Here is a 25813-nt window from a genome sequence, read left to right on the forward strand (position 1 = left end):
TTTTGGCCGCCCTCTGACGCCAACCTTCCCTAACGTGGTCAACAAAAGGTTAACGGCGAACCAGATTTCTGCCTGCGCGTTCATGCGTGCCTAACGTGCATCAAAGTAGTTCGGCCTAGTATTGGCGCTTGTGCGAGGTTTTGCGGACCTCTATAGGCGCGCTCAACCGGCACTGGGAGGCCATCGGGAACACCCGAGGCCGCAGGAACCCGCCCACCCCAACCGGTTTCGTTTGGAGAGTTTATGGCGACCGTTCTCGGCGAAGAAATCGACGTCCTGGCCAAGGCCAAGCGGGCATTGGGGGGCGATTACACCCCCAGCGACAATGAAGAATACATGTCGGAACCGCAGCTGGACTATTACCGGCGGCTGTTGCTCGAATGGAAGAAGCTGATTCTCTCTGCTGCGCAGGACACCTTGCAGCAGTTGCAGGACGGCCCGATCCGCGAGCCCGATCTCAACGACCGCGCCTCCAGCGAAACTGACTGGGGCATCGAACTGCGCACCCGCGACCGTCAGCGCAAGCTGATCGCCAAGATCGATTCGGCCCTGCGCCGCATCGAAGAGGGCGAATACGGCTATTGCGAAGTGACCGGCGAGCCCATCGGCCTGGGCCGGCTTTCGGCGCGGCCCATCGCCACGATGACGGTCGAGGCGCAGGAAGCGCACGAGCGGCGCGAGAAGATTTCCCGCGACGACTGACGGCATCGCCTGCACCGCGTTAACCGCTTTTTCGCCACTCTGCGCCTAGCTTCCGCGTGACGGAAGGTCATCCGGTCCCGCGTGCCGGGACAGGCATGGAGGGCGTTGGGGCTTATGAGCAATAGCGACGACCGGCAAATTGGACGGGACAGCATGTTCCTCCTCGCCGACTTGCGGATCGACGGGGTTCCGGGTGAACAGCGCGTGCGGGTGCGCAACCTTTCATCCAGTGGTGTCATGGCCGAAGGCGTGGAATGCGCGATGCGCGGCCAGGTGGCCTGGGTCAATCTGCGCAACCTGGGCTGGACCAAGGGGGCCATTGCCTGGGTGCGGAACGGCCGCTGCGGCATAACCTTCGATGCGGCGATCGATCCGCGAATGGCGCGCAGCCCGCTTGCCGTGGGCGAAGGCACGCCGCGCTTTGTCCGCCCGCCCTTGCCGCAGGATGAAGTGGCTCTTCTCCGCAAGATCTGAACGACGGGTGCAAGGCACCTGTCCGGGCTGGAAAATTTCGGATAGGGTCGCTGGCCATGCTGCCGCGCCGCTTCCGACTTGCCCTGTTGCTCCCCACCCTGATGCTGGCCGGGTGCTTTGGCAGTGACGATCGCCCGGTTGAAGTGGCCGCGATCGGACCTTCGGCTGCGGCTTTCACGACCGGCCCGCGATTGCCTGCCCCAGCCCAGATGCTGCGGGCAGCAACCTTTGAAGGGCTGGTCGCCTTTGACGAACAGGGCCAGGTCGTCCCCGCCCTGGCAGACCGCTGGATCGTGACTGACGACGGGCTCAGCTATATCTTCCGTCTGCGCGACGGCACCTGGGCGGATGACAGCCCGATCACCGGTGAGACGGCCCGCGCCGCGCTGAATCGCGCAATTGCCGCGCAGCGCGGCACGCCGCTGGGCCTCGACCTGGGGGTCATTGCCGAAGTGCGCGCCATGGCGGGCCGGGTGATCGAAATCCGTCTTGCCAGCCGCCAGCCCGAATTCCTGCAAGTCCTGGCACAGCCCGAACTCGGCCTGGTCCACGCCGGACGCGGAGCCGGGCCGATGCGGCTGCGCCGGGACAAGGACAGCGCCTTCCTGCGCCCGATAGCTCCCGAAGATCGCGGGATGCCGCAGGACAAGCGCTGGGCACAGCGCGCGCGGATGCTCGAACTCAATTCGCTTCCGGCCAAGACTGCGATCGAGCGGTTCAATCGCGGCGAGCTGGATGTCGTGATGGGCGGAACCCTGGCCGATTTCCCCCGGCTCGATGCGATGGGCGTGGCCCGTGCGGCAATTCGCGTCGATCCGGTTGGAGGGCTGCTGGGCCTGGTAGTAGTGCATGACGATGGTTTCCTTGCCGAGACGGAAAACCGCGAGGCCATCGCGATGGCGATTGACCGTCAGGCCCTGGCCGGTTCGGTCAACCTGTCCGGCTGGGTCACGACCACCCGGGTGCTCAACCCCGGTCTGCCCGGAGAAAATGGGACGATTGGCGAACGCTGGACCACCCGCTCCATCGAGGAACGCCGCTCCGCAGCCGCAGCCCGGGTCTCGGCGTGGAAGGCCGGGGGACGCGCGGCCCTAGCGCTGCGCCTGGCCCTGCCGCAGGGCCCAGGCGCGGACCTGCTGTTTGACCGGATCAGGCAGGACCTCAGCGCGATTGGCGTGGAGCTGCGCCGCGTCCCGCTCGAAGCGGACGCCGATCTGCGCCTGCTCGACGCGGTCGCCAGTTACAGCACGGCGCAATGGTTCTTCAGCCAGCTGTCCTGCACGGTGCAGCGTGCCGCCTGCAGCCCGGCTGCCGACAAGTTCGCGGCCGAGGCGCGGACCGAACCCGATCCTGTGCGCCAGGCGGAACTGGTATCCCAGGCCGAAGCGCAATTGACCGTGGCGAACGGCTACATTCCGCTGGGCGTGCCGATCCGCTGGTCGCTGGTCGGCGGCGCGGTGACCGGCTTTGCCCCGAACCGCCTGGCCGTTCATCCCTTGATGTCGCTGGCCATGCTTCCCAGATGATCCTGACGGACAGGCAGTCCGGTCAGGCAAAGGGTCGCGCAATGAACAACGGCAATCTTCGCTCGATGAGCGCCCAGCTGCCGCTTGGCACCGATCCGCTCAGCGTGCGGCTGCGGATCGAGGCGCTGGAGCGCATGCTCGAGGGGATGATTCGCGTTCCGGTGCTGGGGCGCAAGGTGGGGCTGGACGCGCTGCTGGGGCTGGTTCCGGTTGCTGGCGACGCCCTGGCGGCCGTGCTGGGGCTCTATATCGTCTGGGAGGGACGCAACCTGGGCATGTCCCGCTGGCAGCTGTGGCGCATGGCCACGAACGTCGGTGTCGATACGCTGATCGGTGCCGTGCCGCTGGCCGGTGACCTGTTCGATTTCCTTTACCGGTCCAACACCCGCAACCTGAAAATCATCAAGCGGCACCTCGACCGGCATCATCCCTCAACAACTGTTTTACCCGGCTAAGGCGAAACTTAGCTGCTCTTCCATTGACGCCATTTACGAAGAATTAACCTTTCTCTTTCATTGGTCATATGGTTAATGGCGTGCAATATCCCCTAACAAGGGATGTTTAACGCGAACTAGGGGCAAAGGGGACTACCCATGCGCGTGTTGTTGATCGAGGACGAGCCGACCACGGCACGGGCCATTGAACTGATGCTGACGACAGAAGGCTTCAACGTCTATTCGACCGACCTGGGCGAAGAGGGCTTGGACCTGGGCAAGCTGTATGATTACGACATCATCCTGCTCGACCTGAACCTGCCGGACATGCATGGGTACGATGTCCTGAAGAAGCTGCGCGTCGCCAAGGTGCAGACGCCGGTGCTGATCCTGTCGGGTATTTCCGAAATGGATTCGAAAGTCCGCTCGTTCGGCTTCGGGGCTGACGATTACGTGACCAAGCCGTTCCACCGCGAAGAGCTGATTGCCCGCATCCACGCCGTGGTCCGCCGGTCCAAGGGGCATTCGCAGTCGGTCATCCGCACCGGCAAGCTGGCGGTCAACCTGGATGCCAAGACGGTCGAAGTCGATGGCGCCCGCGTTCACCTGACCGGCAAGGAATATGCGATGCTGGAACTGCTCTCGCTGCGCAAGGGCACCACGCTGACCAAGGAAATGTTCCTCAACCACCTCTACGGCGGGATGGACGAGCCCGAACTGAAGATCATCGACGTGTTCATCTGCAAGCTGCGCAAGAAGCTGGCCCACGCCTGCGATGGTGAAAACTACATCGAAACCGTCTGGGGCCGCGGCTATGTGCTGCGCGACGCCAACGAAGAGGCGGAAGCGGCCTGATCCAGGCCCGTTCGCCCAATCACTGCCGACAACGGCCCGCCTTCACCAGGCGGGCCGTTTTCGTTTGTTCAAGGCCTTCCGGGCGGGCAGGCCGTTCTTGCCGGCGCAGTCAGTCGATCCGGTTGAAATAGGTCGTTTCCAGCTTGGGAATGCCGGTGCTGGCCCAGATGATCGTTTCGGTCATCGACTTGTTGTCCTTGCCGACCGTGTAGACCCGGGTCGAAACCGGCGCGCCGTTCTTGCCCAGCGTCATCACCAGGGTGTTCGGGGCCGGCTGGCGCAACGAAACGGTGTCGATGAAGGGCATGTTGCCGCTTTCCGCGACCGGAACGCCATCGGTTGCGGCGGTGGAATCGGCCTCCATCCTGCTGCCATTGGCACCGACGATCTCGACATGGGTTGACCACTTCCGGTCCGGCGATTCCCGGAATTCGATGATCACGCGCCGAGGGCGTTCGTTTTCCGGAATCCGCGCCACGTCAAGCGACCAGCGTCCGACCAATGGCGAGGGCTTTGCAGCGGCGGTCGTCGTCGCGTCCGCTCTGCCAGCGGTCTGCTGGGCGGTGTCGGGCTGTGCCACCAGCAGTCCGGCGGCGGCAACGATGGGCATGGCGATAAGCATGATATTTCTTCCTTTCGGTCCTGGCCGCCCCGCTTTCGGGGGCTGCACCACGTGATCGGCAGGAAGGACCGGCGCGGATAGATCAGGTTTTTTGTCCCAGATTTTCTGGGCATCGACCAGCCGGGCCAGTTCGCGGCTGGAGCCCACCCCGGTCTTGCGGCGGGCATCGCGCAGGCGCTCGTTGATCGAAGCCTCGCTGCGCTCCAGCCGCGCGGCGATCGATTTTGACCGTGTGGCCCGCCGCCAGCAGGCGCAGTACTTCCAGCTCCTTGTCGGAGAGCGAAGCGAGCGCGCCGGAGGGGACCGGTTCGAGATACGACATGGCCCTTGCTCACCACAGGGGCCGATTGGCGTCCATCACAAATTTTTTGGCCCGCCCTTGTCACGGCATCGCCAGTTGCGGCTTGTCTTGACCCGCCCGGGACCGACTGCCAAACGCCCGGCCATGACCGCCTACAAATCCGGTGACCCGACCACGATCAACCGCCTCTATGGCCGCGCCAAGGGTAAGCCGCTGCGCCAGGGGCAACAGGCCCTGGTCGACGAGTTGCTGCCCCAGATCGCGGTCCCGGTAGAAGGCCCGGTCACGGCGGAGCGCCTGTTCGGCCAGCCGTGCCCGCTGCATTTCGAGATCGGCTTTGGGGGGGGCGAGCATATGGCGGCGCGCGCCGACATGCTGCCCGACCATGGCTTCATCGGGGCCGAACCGTTCATCAACGGAGTGGCCCAGGCGCTGGTCCACGTCTCTGGCGATCACGGGGCGCACCCGCCACTGGGCAACGTGCGGATCTTCCACGGCGACGCGCTGGAGGTGTTGCGGCGGATTCCCGATGGCTCGCTATCGTTCCTCTACCTGCTGCATCCCGATCCCTGGCCCAAGGCGCGCCATGCCAAGCGGCGCATGATGAACGACGGGCCGGTCGACCTGTTCGCGGCCAAGCTGAAACCCGGCGGCGAATTCCGCTTCGGCACCGATCACGCGGTCTATGTCCGCCATGCGCTGATGGTGATGCGCCGCCATACCGACCAGTTCGAATGGCTGATCGACAAGCCGCAGGACTTCCAGAAGCGCCCGGGCGGCTGGCCCGAAACCCGCTATGAACACAAGGCCCGTACCGTTTACGGGCACGAGGTCTGGTACTTCCGGTTCCGCCGCAAATAGCGCGCGGGCGCCGCTCTGCTTCAGGCGGCGGCGCGCGGGATGGAGCCGCGAATCAGTTCGACCGCGCGCTGCCTGAATTCCAGCAGCGGTCCCTCGATCGCGGAGCATTTCGCGTCGAAGCGCTGCCGGGGAACGGGCACCGAAACGGCGAATGGCGTGCCTTGCGCATCCAGAAAGGCCGTGCCGACCGCGCAAACCCCGTCGGTGTGTTCTTCCAGGTCATAGGCCAGCCCGGACCGTTCGATCTGCCGCAGCTGAACCTGCAAGTCGTTCCAGTCCGCCACGGTACGCTCGGTAAAGGCGGGCAGGGTCTCGGGCACGAGTTCCTGGCGGCGCTCTGGCGACAGGCAAGCCAGCATCGCCTTGCCATTGGCGGTCGAATGCAGCGGAAACTCGGTCCCCACCGCCGATAGCGCGGCCAGGCGGTGACCCCCGGCAATGTGTTCGACGAACAGCGCCGAATTGCCCTTCAGCACCGAAAGGTCGACCGTTTCGTCCACTTCTTCCGCCAGGTTGCGGAGCAGTGGTTGCAGGACCTGGGCCACGTCGATCGCCGGCCCTGCCGATAGGCGGACCAGGCCCGAACCCAGGACATATCCGCCCCGCCTGGAGGCGGGCTGGAGGAACTGCTCATCGACCAGGGCCTTCACGATTCGCTGGATAGTCGAACGGGCCAGATTGGTTTCCTGCGCCAGCTCCGACAAGCTCAGCCCTTCGTGCGCATAGGCCACGCGGCGAAGGACTTCCGCCGCCCGCGCGATGACCTGGATCGAGTTTCTGTCAGTGTTCCGCACGCCTGAATCCCTTATGCGCCAGTCCCGGTAAGCGGTTTGCATAACCGCCATGCGATGCAGAAGGCGCAAATTTCCCGTAAATCAACCCCTTCCATGCTAAGTCACCAGAACGCTTGGAGAAATTTTCAACCCATGTTGACAGGTCGCAGCACCTAAAATAACTGTATAGCGGTATAACAAGTACCGCATAGCGGTCACGGGAGAGAGAAGCATGAACCAAGGGCGATTTGGACGCTGGGTGCTGGCCGCGCTGCTGTCGACAACCTCGGCAACGGCGGCATGGGCGCAGGACACTGCTGGCGAAGCGAATCCGGACGACATTGTCGTCACCGCGCAGAAGCGCCAGCAATCCACCAAGGACGTTCCCGCAACGGTCGCCGTGCTGGGTGAAGAGCAGCTGGCCCGCGCCGGGGTGAAGGATCTGTTCCAGGCCGCCGTACTGGTTCCCGGCACGACCTTTTCGCGCGCACCGGACGATGGCTTGCAGCTGACCATTCGCGGCCTGGGTACGCCGGCCAGAACCCAGTCGTTCGACCAATCGGTGGCCCTGTTCCTGGACGGGGCTTTCCTGGGCAAGGGGCGGCTTTATTCCAGCGCCTTCTTTGACGTGGAACGGATCGAGGTCATCAAGGGTACGCAGAGTACGCTGCTGGGCAAGAACACCTCGCTCGGCGCAATCTCGATTGTCACCAAGAAGCCGGGTACGACAACCGAAGGCTATGTTTCGGGCGGCGCGGAGCTGGAATATGGCGGTGCCTTCGTGGAAGCCGCGGCAACGCTTCCCGTTTCCGAGCAGTTCCGCTTCCGCTTTGCCGGCAAGTATTCGGACACCCGGGGCTGGGTGCATAACGAGCGGACCGGCGGCAACTATCCCAAGGACCGCGACATCGGCCTGCGCGGGACGGCGGTGCTGGAGCCGGGCGGCGGGGTGGATGCCACGCTCAGCTATCAATATTCCGACACCCGCCGCATCGGCAACGGCTACCAGTTCGTCGACCCCCAGGGCCTGCTGCCTGCCAGCCTGGGCGAGGGCGTGCTGGACGGCACCAAGACCAGCTTCATGAGCCAGGGCCGCGAAGGGCAAAGCGTCCACGAGATCAAGAGCCACATCGGCAACCTGACCATCAACGTCCCGCTGGGTGACAACACGGTCACGTCGGTCACCTCTTACGCGAAATACGACCTCAGCTTCGCGGACGACTTCGATTTCGGGGGTAAGAACGCCACCTATTTCCTGCGCGGGGAAGACTATAACCAGTTCACCCAGGAACTGCGCATCACCTCGCCCTCGGACGGCCGGTTCTCGTACATTGCCGGGCTGTTCTACTTCAATTCCGATTGGAATTCGGCCGAGACGCAGATCTATGACACGCCGTTGGCCATCCCGCCCGGCACGATCTTCCAGGGCGGGTTCCGCAACGATTTCACCCAGAAGACCGAAACGATCTCCGGCTTCCTTTCGACGACCTACAAGTTCGCCGATACGGTGCGCCTGAACGCCGGGATCCGGTACACCGATGAAACCAAGGATGCGACTTATGGCCGCGTGGCCATCGCGCCGATCACCTTCTGGAACCAGGTGGTCAATCCGCCCTTTGCCAAGACTCCGCTGAAGTTCCAGGATGACTTCGTCAACGGCAACGTCAGCCTGCAGGTCGATCTCTCTCCGGCTGTCACGCTCTATGGTGGCTATGGGCGCGGATCGAAGACCGGCGGCTTTGCCGAATCGGCGCAGGTACTGCTGGGCAATCCGGCACTGCCATCGGACGCGGGCGGCTCTGCAGTCCTGACCGAAAATGCCGATTCGTTCGAACTGGGACTCAAGGGCAGCGCGCTTGACCGGGCATTGAATTTCGAACTGGCCGCATTCGTGACCAAGGTCGGCAATTTCCAGGACACCACCTTTACCGGGTCATCGTTCGACACGGCGAACGTGAAGGTTCGCTCGGCCGGCGTTGAAGCGAACTTCCGGGCACGGCTGGGCGGCGGGTTCCGGCTGGAAGGGGCCGTGACCTATGCCGATGCCAAGATCACCGCACCCACGCCCCGCCCGGTTGCGGGGGCGCCGCGCTGGACCGGCAATGCCGGGATCCTCTACGATCACGACATCAGTTCGGACGTCGCGCTGTTCGCCAATGCCTATGTCCGCCACCGCAGCACGATGTATCACCAGAGGGTGCTGAGCTTCCGGTCCGAGCCGTGGACGCCGGTCGATCTGACCATCGGCCTGCGCGACACGCAGGATCGTTGGGAAGTGCGGCTGGCCGGGCGGAACGTGTTCAACGCGATTTCTGCCGACTTCAGCGGACCGCCCGCCGATCCGACGCTGGCTCCGTCGATCCGCGCCGATGCGCCAAGCCCGCTGCGCACGGTCCGGCTGGAAGGGACTATCCGCTTCTGACGGGACAGGTCCAGCGCTTCGCGGCGCTGGACCATATCCTGCACTGTCAGGATGCCGAGATGGCGGCGGCGATGGCCAGGGTCCGTTCCGCCTGGTCCAGGTGGAGCAGCTCGACCATCTTGCCGTCGACCTTGATCGCGCCCTTTCCGGCGTTCTCCGGCAAGGCAAAGGCGGCGGAGACGGCCTCGGCCCAGGCGATCTCTGCCGCGCTGGGGGAGAACACTTCGTTGCACGGCGCGATCTGGTCCGGGTGGATCAGGGTTTTGCCGTCAAAGCCGAACTCCAGCCCCTGCTCCGCCTCGGCCCGGAACAGGCCGAGGTCGCGGAATTCGTTGCAGACGCCGTCCAGCACGACCAGTCCATGGGCGCGCGCGGCGGCCACGGCCATGGTCAGGATCGGCAGGAACGGGGTACGTGCCGGACCGGGCCGCGCCTGCATTTCCTTGGCCAGGTCATTGGTGCCCATGACAAAGCCCGCCAGCCGCGTATCGGCCGCGCAGGCCGCGATTTCATGCAGGCGGGGCAAGGCGGCGCAGGTTTCGATCATGATCCACAGTCGGGTCTGCGGCGGTGCGGCGGCAAGCGCCGCATCATAGCCGCGCACTTCTTCGGCGGAGTTGACCTTGGGCACCAGGACCGCATCGGGTCCGGCAGCGGAAATGGCGGCCAGGTCTTCGCGGCCCCAGGGGGTTGAGAGGCCATTGGCGCGTACCACCAGTTCACGCCGTCCAAACCCGCCTTCCGCAACAGCGGCAAGGGCCGCCGCCCGCGCTTCAACCTTCAGGTCCGGCGCGACCGCATCTTCAAGGTCGAGAATCACCACATCGGCGGGCAGGGTACGCGCCTTGGCCAGGGCCTTGGGGTTCGAGGCGGGCAGGTAAAGCGCGGAGCGGCGGGGGCGGGCTGCATTGGTCATGCTGCTCCTTCGCTTGGTCGCACTTTGCTGGCAAGCCGTTTGCCGCAGGATAATTTCACTTCGGCGCTGCGCTGAAAAACTTTCTCGCGGCTGGCGCGTTGCAACTCTATCAAAACGGTCGAGATATACCGGAGAGTGAATCGCCATGGATTTCGACCTCAGCGTCCTGCTGCCGTTCATTGCGGTCGGCTTTGCCGCTCAAGCAGTAGACGGCGCACTGGGCATGGCCTTTGGCGTGATTTCAAACACTTTGCTGGTTGGCGTGATGGGCGTTCCCCCCGCCCTGGCATCGCAGCGGGTCCACGTGGTGGAGTGTTTTACCACGGCCACCTCGGGTATCAGCCATCTGCTTCATGGCAACATCGACAAGAGCCTGTTCTTCAAGCTGCTGATTCCGGGAATGATCGGCGGCGCGACCGGGGCCTATCTACTGACTTCGCTGGATGCGGCAATCGTGAAGCCGTTTGTCCTGACCTACCTGACGGCCATCGGCCTGATGCTGCTGTGGCGCGGTTTCAAATATCCGCCCCAAGGCAAGCCGGCCAAAGTGGTTGCGCCGCTGGGCCTGATCGGCGGGTTCCTCGATGCGGCGGGCGGCGGCGGCTGGGGGCCGGTGGTCACGTCCAACCTGCTGATCCAGGGCGCAGACCCGCGCCGGGTGGTCGGCACGGTCAACGCGGTCGAGTTCTTCCTGACGCTGACGATCAGCGCCACGTTCATCTATCACCTTGGCTTTGCCGACCTGGCCGGTGCCACCCTGGGCCTGCTGATTGGCGGACTGGCGGCGGCTCCGCTGGGCGCATGGGCGGCCAAGCACATTCCGGCCAAGCCGATGCTGGTGATGGTCGGTATCGTCCTGACCGCGACCAGCGCCTTCGGAGTCTACAAGGCCTGGGCGTGATAGGGGCTGAAGTCCGGGCCTGAGACGGTCAGGCCCGGACCTGATTTCAGCCTGCTACGCCAGCCGCAGCCAGCACGGCCAGAGTCAGAACGTCGGGTGCAATCGCGGTCATCGGCGCGATCTGCACCGGCTTTTCCATCCCGATCAGCATCGGGCCGATCGTGGCATTGCCGGCCAGTTCGCGCAGCAGCTTGGCCGAGATGTTCGCCGATTGCAGCCCCGGCATGACCAGCACGTTGGCCGGAGCGGACAGGCGGCTGAACGGATAGTTCTTCATCACCGTCGGGTTCAGCGCCGCATCGGGGGCCAGTTCGCCTTCGTATTCGAAGCCCGGCTTTTCCGCGTCGAGGATCGCCACGGCTTCGCGGATCGAATCCAGCCAGCGACCCGGCGGGTTGCCGAAGGTCGAATAGGACAGGAAGGCAACGCGCGGTTCGTGGCCCAGGCGGCGGGCAACGGCAGCCGTTTCCTTGGCAATCCGGGCCAGATCCTGCGCATCGGGACGCTCGTTGACCGTGGTGTCCGACAGGAACGTGGTATAGTTCTTGCCGATCATCAGGTGGATGCCGAAGGGCAGCTGTCCTTCCTTGGGATCCAGCACCTGGCGCACTTCGCGCATGGTCTGGGCAAAGGTGCGGGTCATGCCGGTGACCATGGCATCGCCGATCCCCAGCTTGAGCAGCAGGGAAGCGAACACGTTGCGGTCCTGGTTGACCATGCGGCGCACGTCGCGTTCCAGGAAGCCCTTGCGCTGAAGCCGTTCGTAAAGGACTTCAACCATCGCCGGGACGTGGGTGCTAGTGGCCGAATTCTCGATCTCGAAGCTGTCGATGTCGGTCACGCCCAGCTCGGCCAGCTTGTCCTTCACCTGGTCGGTGCGGCCGACCAGGACCGGCTCGCCATAACCGAAATCGCGGTACTGGATCGCCGCGCGCAGGACGATTTCGTTCTCCGCCTCGGCAAAGATCATCCGCTTCGGGTTGGCCTTAACCGTTTCATAGACCTGGGTGAGCACCGAAGTCGTCGGGTTGAGCCGCGCCTTCAGGCTGTGGCGATAGGCGGCAAAGTCCTCGATCGGCTTGCCCGCAACGCCGGTGTCCATCGCGGCCTTGGCTACGGCGGAAGACACGACTTCCATCAGACGCGGATCGAACGGGGCCGGGATGATGTATTCCGGGCCGAACTGGTGCTTCTTGCCATAGGCCGCGGCGACTTCTTCCGGCACCGTTTCGCGGGCCAGTTCCGCAATCGCGCGGGCGGCGGCGATCTTCATTTCCTCGTTGATGGCGGTTGCCCGCACGTCCAGCGCGCCGCGGAAGATGAAGGGGAAGCCCAGGACGTTGTTGACCTGGTTGGGATAGTCCGAACGCCCGGTCGCGACGATGGCGTCGGGCCGCACTGCTTTGGCATCGGGGGGCGTGATTTCGGGGTCAGGGTTTGCCATGGCGAAGATGATCGGCTGGGGCGCCATCTTCTTCACCCATTCCGGCTTGAGCGCGCCGCCCGCCGACAGGCCCAGGAAAATGTCCGCGCCTTCCAGCGCTTCTTCCAGGCTGCGCGCCGCCGTGTCGATGGCATGGGCGCTCTTCCACTGGTCCATGCCGGATTCGCGGCCACGATAGATCACGCCCGAACGGTCGCAGACGGTGACGTTCTGGTGCTTGACGCCCATCGACTTGATCAGGGCGGTACAGGCCAGGGCGGAAGCGCCCGCGCCATTGACCACGACCTTGACGTCCTCGAACTTGCGCCCGGTGATGAAGCAGGCGTTGACCAGGCCAGCGGCGGCGATGATCGCGGTGCCGTGCTGGTCATCGTGCATGACCGGAATCTTCATCCGTTCGCGCAGGGCCTGCTCGATCACGAAGCATTCCGGTGCCTTGATGTCTTCCAGGTTGATCCCGCCAAAGCTGGGTTCCAGCAGAGCGACGGCCTCGATGAACTTTTCCGGGTCCTCGGTGTCGATTTCAAGGTCGATCGAATCGACGTCGGCAAAGCGCTTGAACAGCACGGCCTTGCCTTCCATCACCGGCTTGGACGCCAAGGCGCCCAGATTGCCCATGCCCAGGATCGCGGTGCCGTTGGAAATCACCGCCACCAGGTTGCCGCGCGCAGTATATTCATAGGCATCCGCCGGATTGTCGGCGATGGCCTGGACCGGAACGGCGACGCCGGGCGAATAGGCCAGGCTCAGGTCGCGCTGGGTCGCCATCGGCTTGCTGGCGATGATCTCGATCTTACCGGGGCGGATCGTGCTGTGATAGAACAGCGCTTCGCGCTCGGTGAAACGGACGTTGCTTTCGTTGGTCTGGGTGATGTCTTCGGCCACAGCTTATCTCCGGATTCGTGGACGCCCTAACGGAAGGAAAGCGCCTGCGATAGGGGATAGATTGCATCGCAAGCCTCCCGAATCGCGATTACAGGCGCTAGGCCAGGCCAATGCACGGATCGAACGCCCCCGCTGGCACAACCCCGATGATGGCCCAGTACCTTGCGCTGAAGGCCGAGGCGGAGGATTGCCTGCTATTCTACCGCATGGGCGATTTCTTCGAGCTATTCTTCGATGATGCCCGCACCGCGGCGCAGGTGCTGGACATTGCCCTGACCAGCCGGGGTGAGCACCAGGGGGTGCCGATCCCGATGTGCGGGGTTCCGGTCCACTCCGCCGAAGGATACCTTGCGCGCCTGATCAAGGCGGGTTGCCGCGTGGCGATTGCCGAACAGGTCGAAACCCCGGAAGAGGCGAAGAAGCGCGGCGGGTCCAAGGCGCTGGTGGCGCGCGACATCGTCCGCTTCGTCACGGCGGGGACCCTGACCGAAGAAGCCCTGCTGGAGCCGCGCCGCGCCAATGTGCTGGCTGCCCTGTGCGAAGTGCGCGGCACGATCGGCCTTGCCGCCTGCGACATTTCGACCGGACGGATGGAGCTGGAGGAATGCTCCGCTGACCGCATGGGCGCCGCCCTGGCGCGGCTCGGGGCCAGCGAAGTGGTCGTGCCCGAAGGGTGGAGCGATGCGCCGCTGGAGGCCATTGTCCGGCCCAGCCGCGATTTCGGCAGCGACGGCGGCGAAGCGCGACTGAAGGCGGCCCACGGCGTTGCGACGCTGGACGGGTTCGGCACTTTTTCGCGCGCGATGCTGGCGGCGGCGGGGGGCCTGATCGGCTATCTGGAACATGTCGGGCGGGGCAAGCTGCCCTTGCTGCTCCCCCCGGTGGCGCGCGAAGGCCAGGCGCACCTCGCCATGGACGAAGCGACGCGAGCCAGCCTGGAAATCCTCGTCTCCAGCCAGGGAACGCGGCGCGGCAGCCTGATCGAGGCGGTGGACCGCTGCGTGACCGGAGCGGGCGCGCGGCTGCTGGCCGAAGACCTCTCCGCACCGCTCACCGACGTTACCGCGATCGAGGCGCGGCTGGCGCTGGTTCAGTGGCTGCACGACAATGCCCTGCTGCGCGGCGACCTGCGCACCGTGCTGCGCGCCTTGCCCGATGTGGGCCGCGCGCTGGGCCGCGTCGTGGCCGGACGCGGCTCGCCGCGCGACCTGGGGCAGCTGCGCGACGGCCTGGGCGAAGCGCGGCGCATTCACGATCATTTGCGCGGTCAGGCTGACCGGCCCGCCTTGCTCGACGCGCTTCTGCCGCACCTGACCGGGCACGGCGCGCTGACCGACCTGTTCAGCCGCGCCCTGGTTCCCGCCCCACCGACCGAGCGCGGGCAGGGCGGCTTCATTGCCGAAGGCTATGACCACGCGCTGGATGAATTGCGGCGCATTTCCGGCGACGCCCGCCGCGCGATTGCCGCGCTGGAGGCGAAGTACCGCGACCAGACCGGCATCGCCGCGCTGAAAATCCGCCACAACGGCGTGCTTGGTTACTTCGTCGAAGTACCCGCGCGCCATGCCGATGCGCTGATGGCACCGGACAGCGGCTTTACCCACCGCCAGACCATGGCCGGGGCGGTGCGCTTCAATGCCCTGGCTCTGCATGAGGAAGCCAGCCGCATTGCCGAAGCGGGCGGCCACGCACTTGCCGCAGAGGAAGCCCATTTTGAGGAACTGGTCGGCCATGCGATCAAGGCGCGCCACGCGATTGCCGCCACGGCCGAAGCGCTGGCCCGGCTCGACGTCGCCTGCGGGCAGGCCGAACGCGCGGCGGAAGGCGGCTGGTGCCGCCCGCAAGTGGTCGAGGACAGCCGGCTGGAGATCGAGGGCGGGCGTCACCCCGTCGTCGAAACGGCGCTGGCGGCCAAGGGCGAACGGTTCGTCGCCAACGACTGCCGCCTCTCGCCGCAGGACCGCCTGTGGCTGGTCGGCGGGCCGAACATGGGCGGCAAAAGCACCTTCCTGCGCCAGAACGCGCTGATCGTCCTTCTCGCCCAGGCGGGTGGTTTCGTTCCGGCGGCGCGGGCCACCGTGGGCCTGACCGACCGCTTGTTCAGCCGCGTCGGCGCGTCGGACAACCTCGCGCGGGGCCGCTCGACCTTCATGGTCGAAATGGTCGAAACCGCCGCGATCCTGGCACAGGCGAGCGAGCGCAGCTTTGTCATCCTCGACGAGGTCGGGCGCGGCACCTCCACTTACGATGGCCTGGCCCTGGCCTGGGCCGTGGTCGAGGCGGTGCACGGCGTGAACAAGTGCCGCTGCCTGTTCGCCACGCACTATCATGAATTGTCGCGCCTGGCCGAAAGCTGCGATGCCCTGTCGCTTCACCATGTCCGCGCGCGGGAATGGCAGGGCGATCTGGTCTTGCTGCATGAACTGGCCGAAGGTCCGGCGGACCGCTCATACGGCCTGGCCGTGGCCAAGCTGGCCGGGGTTCCCGCCCCGGTCGTCGCGCGCGCCTCTGCCGTATTGCAGCGGCTGGAAAAGGGCCGGGCCGAAACCGGCGGGCTGGCGGCGGGCCTGGGCGATCTGCCGCTGTTCGCCGCCGCGATCGAGCACAAGGAAGAAGTGGTCGATACCCTGCGCGAACGGCTCAATGCCCTGGACGTCGACGCCCTTTCTCCGCGCGATGCACTGGACCTGCTGTACGAGCTGAAGCGCGAGGCGGGAAAACTTCCTTAACCAGCCGGGCCTAGCCTGGCGCCATGTTGGGGTTCGGGCCAAAGCTGCGCCACGTCTTTGCCAGCCGCTGGAAAGCGGTCACCTGGTCGCTGGGCGTCTTGCTGACCGCCTATTGCACGGTGCCATCGGCGGATCAGGTGCCTCACCACGGGCAGGCGAAGGTAGCGAAAGCCCATCCGCACAAGTCGCCGTGGAGCAAGGATTAGTCCTCACACCCCGCTCAGGCTGAGCTTGTCGAAGCCGGTTTGCCAACGCGGTTCACGCAAAGGCGCAAAGAAGATAAGGGAAGCCGCAAAGGCCTTGCCGCCGCAGGCGCGCGCCGCTCTGCGGGTGCGTTTGCCCGGAACGAAGAACGGCACGAAACAAAGCAGCAGGCGCAGCCCCTTCGCGCCTCCTTCTTCTTTGCGCCTTTGCGTGAACCATTCATAGCCAGCCGAAAGCGTAGTGCCGGAAGGAACGCACTCCCCCTGCCGCCCTGGATTGCTTCGCTGCGCTCGCAATGACGAATTAAATTCGCTTCTTATCTGCCCCCCACAAACCCCAGTGCCCGGTCGATGATCGCGTCCTTGCGCCACCGCTCCGCCGCCCGCTGCGCCGCTGCCTGCCCCAGCACGGCGCGCCGTTCGGGATCGTCTGCCAGGGCAGCGATGGCCTCTGCCAGGGCGCGGGCATCGCCGGGCGGAGTGACCACGCCGCAGCCTTCGACTTCGGCGTGGAGCCCGGTTCCGGGCACGGTCGTCGCCGCGACCGGACGGCCTGAAGCGAGCATGTTGGTCAGCTTGGAAGGCAGGACCAGGTCCGCCGCGCCAGCAATCTGGGGCAGCAGGTGCAGGTCGGCCAGGGTCAGCATCGCGCCCATTTGCTCTGCCGGTTGCAGGTCATGTAGCTGGACATTGGCGAGGCCGCTGGCGAGCCGCTCCAGCTCCGCGCGGTTCGGCCCCTCGCCGCAGATCACGAAGGCAATATCGCTGCGGTGCATCAGCAGCCGCGCCGCCTCGACCAGCACTTCGATCCCCTGCTTGCGCGCGATGTTGCCGGAATAGAGCGCGACGATCTTGCCGTGCAGGTTCCATGCCGCGCGGATGGCCTCGGCCCCGGCGGGATCGGGAGTGAAGCGGTCGTCCGACCAGTTGCGCATTTCGGCGATCCGCGCTTTCGCCACGCCCTTTGCTGCCAGCTTGGCGCACATCTGCGGGCTGATGGTCGATACGATATCGCCCAGTTGCAGCAGTCTCGCCTCAACCCAGCGGGCGAGGCGCGCCGACCAGCGGCCTTGATCCATCAAGCCCGTCGCCAGGGCGGCTTCCACTTCGAAGTCCTGGACGTGAATCCACAGCCTCGCCCCGGCCAGCCGTGCGGCGATCCAGGCGGTGACGGTGCCGAGCAGGGCGGGCGCAATCGCGATGACTAGGTCGGGCTTGTCTCGCTTGGCGAGCGCGGCGCGAAGGGCAGGCCCAAGCGCAGAAACGGCAAAGCTGGCAAGGTGCAGGATCCGCTTCAAGCCAGTGGGATTGGCCGGCACGTAATGCGGGCAGCGGGTGACCTGCACGCCGTTCTCCGCATCATGGCTCCAACCAGCCTGCGCATGGCCGGGATAGACGCGCCACTGCGGGTAATAGGGTTTGCCGCAGACCACCCGCACCCTGGCCCCGCGCGCGACCAGCGCTTCGGCGAGGCCCTGGGTATAGGGACCGATCCCGACCGGTTCCGGCGCATAGTTCAGTCCCACGATCAGGACCGAGCGGTCCTTCACCGGTCCAGCCACTGGCTCAGCTCCGCCATCCGGCGCGATTGCCGCCGCACATCGGAGCGGACGAGATCGCGCAGCGAGCGCGCGGTGCGCGAACTGAGCCAGCCGAGCAGGCCGCCCTTGCCTGGCGGCGGGGCCGTAACCGTCTGCCCCTCCGCAGAGCGGCGGCGCAGCAGGCGCCCAGCCAGGCTGGATGCTCCGCCCTTGATCGCGGTGGCGGCGAGGCCCGCGCTGGCGCGGGTGTCCAGGTCTTGCAGCAAAAGGTCGGGCGCTGCGGCCAAAAGGCGCGCCGGGACGGCAGGCCCGTGATCAGGCGCGAAATCGATATTCGCCCCCGGTCGATAGGTCGCCACCAGTTCCAGCATCAATCTCGCCCCGTCTCGCCAACCCTGTCCTGCCGCATCGCTCCAGAAGCGTTGCCAGTCAATTTTTTCCTTTTGTATCAACAGGTCAATATCGGACAGGACCAGCGGCCCGCAATCGAGGCGGTGGCTGTAGACCGCGTGGATGATTAGGTGCGCCAGCAAGTCCTGCGCAGCGAGATAGCGGATCGCGCCCGGTCCCCGGATCGCCCGCTGCCGCAGCTGGGCATCCTGCGCCGGGCTGGCATGGTCAAGCCGTCCGTCCAGTTCCCACAGCCGGTGGTGCAGCTCGATCCGCGTGCCGCGCGGGGCGACCAGCGGGGGCATGTGCTTGTCCAGCCGGACAATGTCCTCCAGCCGCATTTCGGCAGGTTCGGCCTGGACATAGCCCGCATCCAGCAAGGCGTGGAAAGCCGCGACCACTTCGTCCGGCTGCACCAGCAGGTCCAGGTCGCGCAAGGGGCGCTGGGCGGCTTCCGGATAGGCATGAACGCTCAGCCACGCGCCTTTCAGCGCGATTGCGGCAAAGCCTGTCCGTTCCAGCAGGGCGCAAGTCTCGGCCAGTTCCGCTTGCTGGACCAGGGCCTCCAGCGCGGCAAAGCGGTGGGCCGCCTGCCATGCGGCGCGCAGGGCGCTGGGAATGGCGCCCTGTTCGCGGTGCCGGGCATGGAGCAAGGGCTGCAAGCGGTGCTGCGCGGCCATCCGGTCCAGCGCCGCCCAGTCGCGCTCCGACGGAACGGTCAGGTCCGGAACGCCTGCCGTTCCGACCAGATCGAGAAGGAAGCGCCGCAGCGCCGCCTGATCCATTCGCGTTAAGTCAGTTGGTGGAGCGCTTGGGGACCGTGAAGGTCCCGGAGATGCGACCACCGCGCGGAGCCGGTCCTTGACCGCCCAGCGCCGGGGAACCACCGCCGACGCGGCCGTCCAGAGTCGACAGGCCGGAATTGAGATCGATGGTCAGGCGGCCGCCGGACAGGCGGTTCGAACCCTGTAGCAGGGTGACGTTGCCAGACAGGGTGATCAGCCGCTTGTCGAAATCATAGATCGCCACGTCGCCCGATGCGGCCTGGTCGCCCCGGTCGATCTTCACCCCGCCAACGGCATCGACGCGGTGGATCTTGAACCCGCCGCCTTCGGTGGTGAAGGCCATGGTGGTTCGGCCCGCGCGCAGGGTCATGTTGGCCTGGGTGATCACCACGTTGCCGGCCAGGATCGCGCGGTTGGCCTTGCCCTGCAATTCGCCGTGGTCGGCAGAGAAGTTGACTGGCGCATCGCTGTTATGGCCGCTGAACACCTGGGCGCTCGACGGGGCCAGGGCGAGGATCGCCGCCGTGCCCAGCGCAAAGCCGCCCAGCAGCGAGCGCAGCGCGGTGGTCTTGAGACTGGGGCGGGCGGGCTGGCTCATCGCGGCATCCTGAAATTGGATTGGACGAACCGCATCCTGACATTGCCATCCAGCATCAGAATCCGCTCGTCGAGATCGGCACTTATCCGGTCGGCGCTGAAAGTGCCAGACGGAATGGTGCCGCTGACCCCGCCGGTGCCGGTCACGAAGCGGTCATTGAGGTTGATCGAGACGTTCTGCGTGGTCAGGCGATAGCCATCGGCGGCGGTGAAAACGACCGGCCCTTCAACCGCGACCAGCTGGTTTGAAAAATTGTACTTGCCGCGCACCGCGGTCAGCTCCGCCGGACCGTCGGACAAGCGAATCCGCGCGGCGAGGTTTTCCAGCAGCACTTCCGGCACGGCGGCGGTGACCTGCACGGCGCTGCCTGCGGTCAGGGTGAAGGGCCGCCCGCGCTTGTCCTCGCCCCGGTACATCGCGTTGTTCACGCGCAGCCGTTCCTGAGTGATCGCCACCTTGTTACGGTCGAGCAGGAAGGACAGCTCGCCTTCGGTAAACAGCGGGCCGACGATCATTGCCGCCGCAACCACGCCGACCAGGCCGGGCAGCCAGCGCGCCAGGATGCGCACCTTGCGGTCGTGCGAACCACCCGGCGCGGCCCAGTGGCGGCGCTTGTCCCGGGTGATGTCGGCGGCTTCGGTCATTGGGCGGCGGCTCAGCTCTCGTGGCTGAAGATGTCCTTTTCGGCCCAGCCTGCCAGGTCGAGCCGGGCGCGATAGGGCAGGAAGTCAAACGCGGCCTGGGCCAGCTCGGTGCGGTGTTCGCGCGCCAGCCGCTCGGTCAGGATCGCCATCATCGCGTGGAGATAGCGCACGTCGCTGGCGGCATATTCACGCTGCGCCTCGCTCAATTCCGGGCCGCCCCAGTCGCTCGACTGCTGCTGCTTGGACAGTTCCTTGCCAAGCAGTTCGCGCACCAGGTCTTTCAGGCCGTGGCGGTCGGTATAGGTGCGGACCAGTTTCGAGGCGATCTTGGTGCAGAACACCGGCGCGGCGACGACGCCCAGGTAATGCTCGATCGCGGCCAGGTCGAACCGCGCGAAGTGGTATAGTTTCACCCGCTCCGGATCGGCCAGCACCGCCTTGAGGTTGGGGGCGGCAAAGTCCGAACCGGGCGAAAAGCGGACGAGGTGTTCGTCGCCCTGCCCGTCCGAAATCTGCACCAGGCACAACCGGTCGCGCGGGGTTATCAGCCCCATGGTTTCGGTATCGACCGCAACGGGACCCGGGGCGAGCACGCCAGCGGGAAGATCTTCTTCGTGGAGATAGACTGCCATATCGACTTTGTGCTTAGGCCGATCCGGCCGGGGTGAAAAGCCCCGCAGTGGCGGAGTTTCGCAAGTGCCCCTATCCGAAACAGTCCCCGAAAGCTGGCGCGCGGCGCTCGGTTCGGTCCTGGCGAGTGCCAAGTCGCGCGGCCTGGGCGAATTTCTGGGCACGGAGGAAGCAGCGGGCAAGGCGATCTTTCCGCCGCGCGGGCAGCGGCTGGCCGCGCTGGAACTGACCCCGCTGGACCGGGTGAAAGTCGTGGTTCTGGGGCAGGACCCTTATCACGGCGCGGGACAAGCCCATGGCCTCAGCTTTTCGGTGCAGGACGGCGTGAAGGTGCCGCCCAGCCTGGTCAATATCTACAAGGAGCTGGAGGCTGACCTCGGCCTGCCGCGCGCGGCGCATGGCAACCTGACGGGCTGGGCGCGGCAGGGCGTGCTGCTGCTCAATGCCGCGCTTTCGGTGGAGGAGGGCAAAGCCGCCTCGCACCAGGGCAAGGGCTGGGAGGAAATCACCGACGCCGTGGTGGCTGCCGTTGCAGCCAAGCAGGAGCCTTGCGTCTTTCTGCTCTGGGGGAATCATGCGCGCAAGAAAGCGGCCAGCGTTCCGGGGCTGATGGACAGCCACCACCTGGTGCTGACCGCGCCGCACCCCAGCCCGCTTTCCGCTCATGCCGGATTTTTCGGCTGTCGCCATTTCAGCCAGGCCAATGCCTTTCTGGAAAAGCAGGGGCGCGGCGCGGTTGACTGGCGCGTTTAGCGGCTGGACGGGCCGCGCCCGACTCGGCACAAGTGCGGCATGGCACTAGAACTTCCGCTCACCGAAACCGCGACCCTGCTGCAGCAGTCCATCCAGCGCTACCTGACCGATCATCCCCGCCCGGACTGGACGGGGCTGGCCGAACTGGGCCTGATGGCGGTCGGCATTCCGGACGAGGCGGGCGGCGTGGGCGGCGGCGCGATCGAACGCGCGGCGATCATGGCGGAACTGGGACCGGCCCTGGCCGGATCGGACTGGCTGGCCCATAACATCGCGGCCAGCCTGCTGGCGCGGCTGGCACCGGATCATGGTCTGCTGGCCAGCCTTGCCACGGGCGAGGCGCGGATCGCGCTGGCCTTTGGCGATAGCGGCGAAGTCCCGCTGGTGGCGGGCGCTGCCGATGCCGACTGGCTGATCCTGGCCGGGACCGAGCGTACCGTGCTGGTGGCGGCGGAAGGCGCAGGCCTGTCGCGGCGCAAGCGGGCGCTGATGGACGGCACCCAGGCAGCGGACCTTTCGGTCGGCGGCAATCTGCAAGTCGATAGCCTGCTGGCCGAAGGGGCCGCTGCTGCGGCGGCGCGGCAATGGGCAATCGACGCGCGCAACGCGGCGCTCTGTGCAGAGGCGGCGGGGCTGATGGACCGGATGGTGACGGATACGGCGGCCTATCTGCAACAGCGCAAGCAGTTCGGCGTGGCGATTGCGACCTTCCAGGTCCTGCGCCACCGGCTGGCCGATATGCAGATGGCCCTGCTCAAGGCCGAGGGCCTGACCGAACGCGCCGTGCTGCGCGAAGGGGATGAAACCTGGGCCCATGCGGTCAGCGCCGCCGTGGTCGAAACCATCGACGCGGTGCGCACGGTCGGCGAAGGCGCGGTGCAATTGCACGGCGGCATGGGCGTGACCGAGGAGCTGGCCCTGGGCGGCCAGTTCAAGCGCGGCCTCGCCATTGCGGCAACGCTGGGTCCCAAGAGCCAGCATCTGGCGCGCCACGCAGCGGCGGCCTGATCGCGTCTCACACCTTCGTCATTGCGAGGAGCGTAGCGACGAAGCAATCCAGGGCGAAGGGGGACGCGCGTTTCATCCAGCGCTCCGGGCGATGGCGAGGTCCGATTGGTTCACGCAGAGGCGCGGAGGAGAAAGGAAAGACGCAGAGGGGGGCGTTTGCGGCAATGCCGCGCGTCATTTCTTCGCCCGGCCCAACGCACTGGTCCGATTACACGCCTGCGGCGGATCAGTATCCTTCGCGTCCGTCTTTCTTTTCGGCGTCCTCTGCGATCCCTGCGCGAAACCTCTCTACCCGTTCGTCCTGAGGAGGCGTTGAAGCCGCAGGCAGAATCGCCGTCTCGAAGGACTGTTCTCTCGCGCCGTGGTTCGAGACGGCCCCTCAACCTTCGGTTTCGATGCCTCCTCACCACGAACGGGTACAGGTTCCGAAGGTGTGGAGGGAAGCCTTCCCTACCCCAGCACGGCCCGCGCGATCAGGTCGCGCTGGATTTCGTTCGACCCGGCATAGATCGTCGCCGCGCGGCCATTGAGGTAGCGCGGCAGGGCGGTCGCCAGCAGGTCGGGGCTCTGCCCGTCTGCCTCGGCCCAGCCAGCCAGCCCGGCGATTTCGCAGGCCAGGGTGTCGATCCGCTGCGCCGCTTCGGTGCCCTGAACTTTCAGGACCGAGGCATAGAGCGCGGACTTGGCCCCGCTGGCATTGATCGATTTCAGCTCCAGCGCCTCCAGCGCTTCCAGCGTCACCTTTTCGCGGCGGAGGCGCTCTTGCAGCACCGGATCGTCGCCCGCTTCGCCCTCCAGCTTCGCCAGCTGGGCGAACAGCCCCGGCGCATAACGCCCGCCGCGTTCGAAGGTCAGGAGGTACTTGGCCACCGACCAGCCATCGTTCTCCTCGCCCAGGCGGTTGGCCACGGGCACGCGGACATTGTCAAAGAACACCTGGTTCAGTTCATGCTCGCCGGCCAGGCTGATGATCGGATCGACTTTCAGCCCCGGCGTCGCCATGTCGATCAGCAGGAAGCTGATTCCTGCCTGCGGCTTGCCTTCGCTGGACGTGCGGACCAGCGCGAACATCCAGTTGGCGAAGTGGGCATGGGTGGTCCAGATCTTCGATCCGTTCAGGACATAGTGATCGCCGTCCCGCTCTGCCTTGAGCTTGAGCGAAGCGAGGTCCGATCCCGAACCCGGCTCGGAAAAGCCCTGGCACCAGTAATGCTCGCCCGACAGAATCCGGGGCAGGAAATAGGCTTTCTGCTCGTCCGTGCCGTAATGCATCAGGACCGGAGCGACCATCTTCAGCCCCTGCGGCAACAGGTTGGGCGCACCGGCGCGGGCGCATTCGGCGGAGAAGATGTACTTCTGCATCGGCGTCCAGCCGGTGCCGCCATATTCCACCGGCCAGTCAATCGCGCCCCAGCCCTTGGCGGTCAGGATCTTCTGCCAGGGGATCGAATGATCGGGGTGCGAGAACACGCTGGTGGCGCGGCGACCGGCACGCGCCAGTTCGGGCGGCAGGCTATCGCGCAGGAATTCGCGGACTTCGGCGCGGAAGGCGGCAAGATCGTCTGGTTCGGTCATGCCGGCAGGTTGCCGCAAAACGATCAGCTTGCAAACCGGTTGATCGCGGCCTGTGCAAACATCTTGCCCAGGCTGGGTCCCTGCTCGGGATAAAGGTAGGGTTCGATCAATTCCGCCTCGATCACGGCGAGTTGCCCGCCGCCCAGCCGGACCATGTCGATCCGGGCATAGAGCGGGGCTTGGTCGAACGGCAGCATGGCCATGACCGCTTCGGCCGCGGCGCGGTCTGCCGGGGCGGGATCGAGCGCTTCCTCGCGCCCGCCATAGAGCGACTGGATGCGGTAATCGCCGGACTGCGGACGCTTCACCAGCGCGTGGCACAATTCGCCGCCGATGAAGATGAAGCTCAATTCCCCTTCGCTCTGGATCACGGTCAGGAACGGCTGGATCATCCCGGCCTGGCCGAGGTGCCAATCAGCGGCGGGCAGGTCATCGCGGGAAAAGCAGTGCTGCCCGACCGCCCCCGAACCGACCCGGCGCTTGACCACCACCTTGTCGCACTGGAACTGGTCCAGCGCGGAGAGCACTTCGGCCCGGCCCGGATTTTCCGGCCAGAGCGTCGGGATTGCAGGCGCGCCGCGCGCCGCCAGCTCCTTCAAGTAAAGCTTGTCGGCGTTCCAGCGGATTACTTCTACCGGGTTGCAGACCATCACGCCTGCGGTTTCCAGCGCGGTGAGCCGGGCCAGAAACTCGTCCTTGGCATCGGTGTAGTCCCACGGCGTGCCCAGATAGGCGAGGTCGTATCCGGTCAGTTCGTCCAGCGGCGCGCGCCAGTCGATGTCCTGAACCTCTGCCCGGGTGCCAAAACCGTCGCGCAGGGCCGCCAGTTGCAGGTCATGCTCGAACGCATCGGGGCGGCGAGTGGGCGAATCGGGCAGGGTGGTGGGGCAGGCCAGGAAAGCGATCTTCACGCGGGTTTCTCCATCAATCCCGCGCCCTTGGGCGGGCAGAGCCGGTCTTGCAAGGCCTGACGCAGCCAGCGCCGCGCCGGTCCCGGCGGGCAGTCGCGCCGCCACAGCGCGGCAAAGGGATAGTCGACCCCCGGATTTTCCGGCACCCGCAGCCGCACCAGCCGCCCCGCCGCCAGATCGTCGGCCACCAGGTCGAGCGGCATATTGCCCCAGCCGATCCCCTCCAGCAGCAGCGCGTGCTTTGCGCCAAGGTCGGCCAGCCGCCAGGTCCGCGCCGCCGTGACGGAGAATTCGCGCCCCTCGGTCAGCGGCGAACGGTCGCTCAGCACCAGTTGCAGATGCTGGCGCGCCACGCCGGGCTGGATCGTCTCCATCAGGGCCAAGGGGTGGTCCGGAGCGGCAACCGGCACCAGTTCGACCGCGCCGATGACGCTGCGGTTGAGCTCGGGATAGTCGCTGACCACCGGCCCGCCGACGCCCAGGTCGGCCCGGCCATCGAGCAACATGGCGGCCACCCCGCCCAGTGCCTCGACATGGACGCGCAGCTCGACCGTCGGGAAAGCGGCGATGAATTCCTTGAGCAGGGCGGCCAGGGCGGCGGCGGGGTACATGACGTCGATCACCAGGGTCAGTTCGGATTCCAGCCCCTGGTGATGATCGCGCGCCTTGGCCAGCAGGGCGTCCATGTCCCCCGCCACGGCCCGGGCGGCGGGAAGCAGGGCGCGGCCTGCGGCAGTGAGTTCCGGGCGGCGCGATCCCTCGCGCTCGAACAGGCGCATGGCCAGCAGGGCCTCAAGCTGGGCGATCCCGTAGGATATGGCAGAGATGGCGCGCCCGAGCCGCTTGGCCGCGCCGTTGAAGCTGCCCTCGTCCACCACGGCGAGGAAGATGCGAAGCTGGTCAATCGAAGGCTGGCCCAATTGCATGTTC

General features: G+C 66.0%; 24 protein-coding genes. 12 read left to right on the plus strand and 12 right to left on the minus strand.

Annotated elements, in window-relative coordinates; translation table 11 throughout:
• Positions 1 to 243: 243 nt before the first annotated feature.
• The 5 genes from dksA (at position 244) to ctrA (ending at position 3991) form a co-directional block, all read left to right on the plus strand.
• Positions 244 to 702: an RNA polymerase-binding protein DksA gene (gene dksA, locus ACQKOE_RS11370; protein ID WP_374591413.1), complete on the plus strand. Its 459-nt coding sequence runs from the start codon at positions 244 to 246 to the stop codon at positions 700 to 702.
• A 114-nt stretch (positions 703 to 816) separates the two neighbouring features.
• On the plus strand, positions 817 to 1176 hold the full coding sequence (locus tag ACQKOE_RS11375) for a PilZ domain-containing protein (RefSeq protein WP_427512875.1): 360 nt from the start codon (positions 817 to 819) through the stop codon (positions 1174 to 1176).
• A 56-nt stretch (positions 1177 to 1232) separates the two neighbouring features.
• On the plus strand, positions 1233 to 2702 hold the full coding sequence (locus tag ACQKOE_RS11380; protein WP_427512876.1) for an ABC transporter substrate-binding protein: 1470 nt from the start codon (positions 1233 to 1235) through the stop codon (positions 2700 to 2702).
• A 41-nt stretch (positions 2703 to 2743) separates the two neighbouring features.
• Positions 2744 to 3157: a DUF4112 domain-containing protein gene (locus ACQKOE_RS11385; protein ID WP_427512877.1), complete on the plus strand. Its 414-nt coding sequence runs from the start codon at positions 2744 to 2746 to the stop codon at positions 3155 to 3157.
• A gap of 138 nt (positions 3158 to 3295) precedes the next feature.
• Positions 3296 to 3991: a response regulator transcription factor CtrA gene (gene ctrA, locus ACQKOE_RS11390; protein WP_427512878.1), complete on the plus strand. Its 696-nt coding sequence runs from the start codon at positions 3296 to 3298 to the stop codon at positions 3989 to 3991.
• 109 nt (positions 3992 to 4100) lie between these two features.
• On the opposite strand, the gene ACQKOE_RS11395 is transcribed toward ctrA, so the two are convergent.
• Positions 4101 to 4613, minus strand: coding sequence for a hypothetical protein (locus ACQKOE_RS11395; protein WP_427512879.1), 513 nt, complete (start codon positions 4611 to 4613; stop codon positions 4101 to 4103).
• A 445-nt stretch (positions 4614 to 5058) separates the two neighbouring features.
• On the opposite strand from ACQKOE_RS11395, the gene trmB reads away from it, so the two are divergent.
• Entirely contained in the window at positions 5059 to 5775 is a 717-nt protein-coding gene (gene trmB / locus ACQKOE_RS11400) for a tRNA (guanine(46)-N(7))-methyltransferase TrmB (protein ID WP_374588473.1), read from the plus strand.
• A gap of 20 nt (positions 5776 to 5795) precedes the next feature.
• On the opposite strand, the gene ACQKOE_RS11405 is transcribed toward trmB, so the two are convergent.
• Positions 5796 to 6569, minus strand: a complete 774-nt coding sequence (locus tag ACQKOE_RS11405; protein ID WP_374588471.1) for an IclR family transcriptional regulator — start codon at positions 6567 to 6569, stop codon at positions 5796 to 5798.
• Positions 6570 to 6780: 211 nt separating this feature from the next.
• Between ACQKOE_RS11405 and ACQKOE_RS11410 the strand changes: the two genes are divergently transcribed.
• Positions 6781 to 8970, plus strand: a complete 2190-nt coding sequence (locus tag ACQKOE_RS11410) for a TonB-dependent receptor (RefSeq protein WP_427512880.1) — start codon at positions 6781 to 6783, stop codon at positions 8968 to 8970.
• Positions 8971 to 9016: 46 nt separating this feature from the next.
• Here the strand turns inward: ACQKOE_RS11410 and ACQKOE_RS11415 are convergent, their stop codons facing one another.
• On the minus strand, positions 9017 to 9886 hold the full coding sequence (locus tag ACQKOE_RS11415) for an HpcH/HpaI aldolase/citrate lyase family protein (protein ID WP_427512881.1): 870 nt from the start codon (positions 9884 to 9886) through the stop codon (positions 9017 to 9019).
• 145 nt (positions 9887 to 10031) lie between these two features.
• On the opposite strand from ACQKOE_RS11415, the gene ACQKOE_RS11420 reads away from it, so the two are divergent.
• On the plus strand, positions 10032 to 10787 hold the full coding sequence (locus ACQKOE_RS11420; protein WP_374588465.1) for a sulfite exporter TauE/SafE family protein: 756 nt from the start codon (positions 10032 to 10034) through the stop codon (positions 10785 to 10787).
• Between the two features lie 46 nt (positions 10788 to 10833).
• Here the strand turns inward: ACQKOE_RS11420 and ACQKOE_RS11425 are convergent, their stop codons facing one another.
• A complete protein-coding gene (locus ACQKOE_RS11425) occupies positions 10834 to 13116 on the minus strand; it encodes an NADP-dependent malic enzyme (protein WP_427512882.1) in 2283 nt (760 codons plus the stop codon).
• Positions 13117 to 13262: 146 nt separating this feature from the next.
• Here ACQKOE_RS11425 and mutS point away from each other — a divergent pair, with 146 nt between their 5' ends.
• A complete protein-coding gene (gene mutS / locus ACQKOE_RS11430; RefSeq protein ID WP_427512944.1) occupies positions 13263 to 15845 on the plus strand; it encodes a DNA mismatch repair protein MutS in 2583 nt (860 codons plus the stop codon).
• 23 nt (positions 15846 to 15868) lie between these two features.
• The gene (locus ACQKOE_RS11435; RefSeq protein ID WP_427512883.1) at positions 15869 to 16051 is read left to right on the plus strand and encodes a hypothetical protein; all 183 of its coding nucleotides are present in this window, start codon (positions 15869 to 15871) and stop codon (positions 16049 to 16051) included.
• A 314-nt stretch (positions 16052 to 16365) separates the two neighbouring features.
• On the opposite strand, the gene ACQKOE_RS11440 is transcribed toward ACQKOE_RS11435, so the two are convergent.
• Genes ACQKOE_RS11440 through ACQKOE_RS11460 form a run of 5 tightly spaced genes read right to left on the minus strand, consistent with a single transcriptional unit; the run spans position 16366 to position 20638 of the window.
• Complete coding sequence (locus ACQKOE_RS11440) at positions 16366 to 17610, minus strand: WcaI family glycosyltransferase (RefSeq protein ID WP_427512884.1); 1245 nt, start codon at positions 17608 to 17610, stop codon at positions 16366 to 16368.
• The gene (locus ACQKOE_RS11445) at positions 17595 to 18764 is read right to left on the minus strand and encodes a nucleotidyltransferase domain-containing protein (RefSeq protein WP_427512885.1); all 1170 of its coding nucleotides are present in this window, start codon (positions 18762 to 18764) and stop codon (positions 17595 to 17597) included. The genes ACQKOE_RS11440 and ACQKOE_RS11445 overlap by 16 nt, the downstream gene beginning before the upstream one ends.
• Positions 18765 to 18774: 10 nt before the next feature.
• Positions 18775 to 19362, minus strand: coding sequence for an LptA/OstA family protein (locus ACQKOE_RS11450; RefSeq protein WP_374588455.1), 588 nt, complete (start codon positions 19360 to 19362; stop codon positions 18775 to 18777).
• On the minus strand, positions 19359 to 20006 hold the full coding sequence (gene lptC / locus ACQKOE_RS11455) for an LPS export ABC transporter periplasmic protein LptC (protein ID WP_427512886.1): 648 nt from the start codon (positions 20004 to 20006) through the stop codon (positions 19359 to 19361). The genes ACQKOE_RS11450 and lptC overlap by 4 nt, the downstream gene beginning before the upstream one ends.
• Before the next feature lie 11 nt (positions 20007 to 20017).
• Entirely contained in the window at positions 20018 to 20638 is a 621-nt protein-coding gene (locus ACQKOE_RS11460; RefSeq protein WP_374588451.1) for a ribonuclease D, read from the minus strand.
• Between the two features lie 64 nt (positions 20639 to 20702).
• On the opposite strand from ACQKOE_RS11460, the gene ung reads away from it, so the two are divergent.
• Both ung and ACQKOE_RS11470 read left to right on the plus strand, forming a co-directional pair.
• On the plus strand, positions 20703 to 21389 hold the full coding sequence (gene ung, locus ACQKOE_RS11465) for a uracil-DNA glycosylase (RefSeq protein ID WP_427512887.1): 687 nt from the start codon (positions 20703 to 20705) through the stop codon (positions 21387 to 21389).
• A 39-nt stretch (positions 21390 to 21428) separates the two neighbouring features.
• On the plus strand, positions 21429 to 22397 hold the full coding sequence (locus ACQKOE_RS11470) for an acyl-CoA dehydrogenase family protein (RefSeq protein WP_427512888.1): 969 nt from the start codon (positions 21429 to 21431) through the stop codon (positions 22395 to 22397).
• Between the two features lie 450 nt (positions 22398 to 22847).
• On the opposite strand, the gene ACQKOE_RS11475 is transcribed toward ACQKOE_RS11470, so the two are convergent.
• From ACQKOE_RS11475 to ACQKOE_RS11485, 3 genes are read right to left on the minus strand one after another with little or no spacing between them, the layout of a single operon-like run.
• The gene (locus ACQKOE_RS11475) at positions 22848 to 23972 is read right to left on the minus strand and encodes an acyl-CoA dehydrogenase family protein (RefSeq protein ID WP_427512889.1); all 1125 of its coding nucleotides are present in this window, start codon (positions 23970 to 23972) and stop codon (positions 22848 to 22850) included.
• Between the two features lie 23 nt (positions 23973 to 23995).
• Positions 23996 to 24883 carry an ATP-grasp domain-containing protein gene (locus ACQKOE_RS11480; RefSeq protein ID WP_427512890.1) on the minus strand — a complete coding sequence of 296 codons (888 nt, stop codon included), beginning with the start codon at positions 24881 to 24883 and terminating at the stop codon, positions 23996 to 23998.
• Positions 24880 to 25809 carry a LysR family transcriptional regulator gene (locus ACQKOE_RS11485; protein WP_427512891.1) on the minus strand — a complete coding sequence of 310 codons (930 nt, stop codon included), beginning with the start codon at positions 25807 to 25809 and terminating at the stop codon, positions 24880 to 24882. Before ACQKOE_RS11485 ends, ACQKOE_RS11480 begins: the two co-directional genes overlap by 4 nt.
• Positions 25810 to 25813 lie beyond the last annotated feature (4 nt).

The sequence above is a fragment of the Novosphingobium sp. NPDC080210 genome (assembly GCF_050281025.1).
Lineage (GTDB): Bacteria > Pseudomonadota > Alphaproteobacteria > Sphingomonadales > Sphingomonadaceae > Novosphingobium.

Excerpts from the sequence above, each read along its gene's own strand:
- ACQKOE_RS11385 (WP_427512877.1), top strand. The coding sequence starts at position 2,744 with ATGAACAACGGCAATCTTCGCTCGATGAGCGCCCAGCTGCCGCTTGGC.
- ACQKOE_RS11445 (WP_427512885.1), bottom strand. The coding sequence starts at position 18,764 with ATGGATCAGGCGGCGCTGCGGCGCTTCCTTCTCGATCTGGTCGGAACG.
- ACQKOE_RS11375 (WP_427512875.1), top strand. The coding sequence starts at position 817 with ATGAGCAATAGCGACGACCGGCAAATTGGACGGGACAGCATGTTCCTC.
- ctrA (WP_427512878.1), top strand. The coding sequence starts at position 3,296 with ATGCGCGTGTTGTTGATCGAGGACGAGCCGACCACGGCACGGGCCATT.
- ACQKOE_RS11450 (WP_374588455.1), bottom strand. The coding sequence starts at position 19,362 with ATGAGCCAGCCCGCCCGCCCCAGTCTCAAGACCACCGCGCTGCGCTCG.
- ACQKOE_RS11470 (WP_427512888.1), top strand. The coding sequence starts at position 21,429 with ATGGCACTAGAACTTCCGCTCACCGAAACCGCGACCCTGCTGCAGCAG.
- ACQKOE_RS11395 (WP_427512879.1), bottom strand. The coding sequence starts at position 4,613 with ATGCTTATCGCCATGCCCATCGTTGCCGCCGCCGGACTGCTGGTGGCA.
- ACQKOE_RS11420 (WP_374588465.1), top strand. The coding sequence starts at position 10,032 with ATGGATTTCGACCTCAGCGTCCTGCTGCCGTTCATTGCGGTCGGCTTT.
- ACQKOE_RS11415 (WP_427512881.1), bottom strand. The coding sequence starts at position 9,886 with ATGACCAATGCAGCCCGCCCCCGCCGCTCCGCGCTTTACCTGCCCGCC.
- ACQKOE_RS11475 (WP_427512889.1), bottom strand. The coding sequence starts at position 23,972 with ATGACCGAACCAGACGATCTTGCCGCCTTCCGCGCCGAAGTCCGCGAA.
- dksA (WP_374591413.1), top strand. The coding sequence starts at position 244 with ATGGCGACCGTTCTCGGCGAAGAAATCGACGTCCTGGCCAAGGCCAAG.
- ACQKOE_RS11410 (WP_427512880.1), top strand. The coding sequence starts at position 6,781 with ATGAACCAAGGGCGATTTGGACGCTGGGTGCTGGCCGCGCTGCTGTCG.
- ACQKOE_RS11460 (WP_374588451.1), bottom strand. The coding sequence starts at position 20,638 with ATGGCAGTCTATCTCCACGAAGAAGATCTTCCCGCTGGCGTGCTCGCC.
- ACQKOE_RS11435 (WP_427512883.1), top strand. The coding sequence starts at position 15,869 with ATGTTGGGGTTCGGGCCAAAGCTGCGCCACGTCTTTGCCAGCCGCTGG.
- lptC (WP_427512886.1), bottom strand. The coding sequence starts at position 20,006 with ATGACCGAAGCCGCCGACATCACCCGGGACAAGCGCCGCCACTGGGCC.
- ACQKOE_RS11485 (WP_427512891.1), bottom strand. The coding sequence starts at position 25,809 with ATGCAATTGGGCCAGCCTTCGATTGACCAGCTTCGCATCTTCCTCGCC.
- mutS (WP_427512944.1), top strand. The coding sequence starts at position 13,263 with ATGATGGCCCAGTACCTTGCGCTGAAGGCCGAGGCGGAGGATTGCCTG.
- trmB (WP_374588473.1), top strand. The coding sequence starts at position 5,059 with ATGACCGCCTACAAATCCGGTGACCCGACCACGATCAACCGCCTCTAT.
- ACQKOE_RS11380 (WP_427512876.1), top strand. The coding sequence starts at position 1,233 with ATGCTGCCGCGCCGCTTCCGACTTGCCCTGTTGCTCCCCACCCTGATG.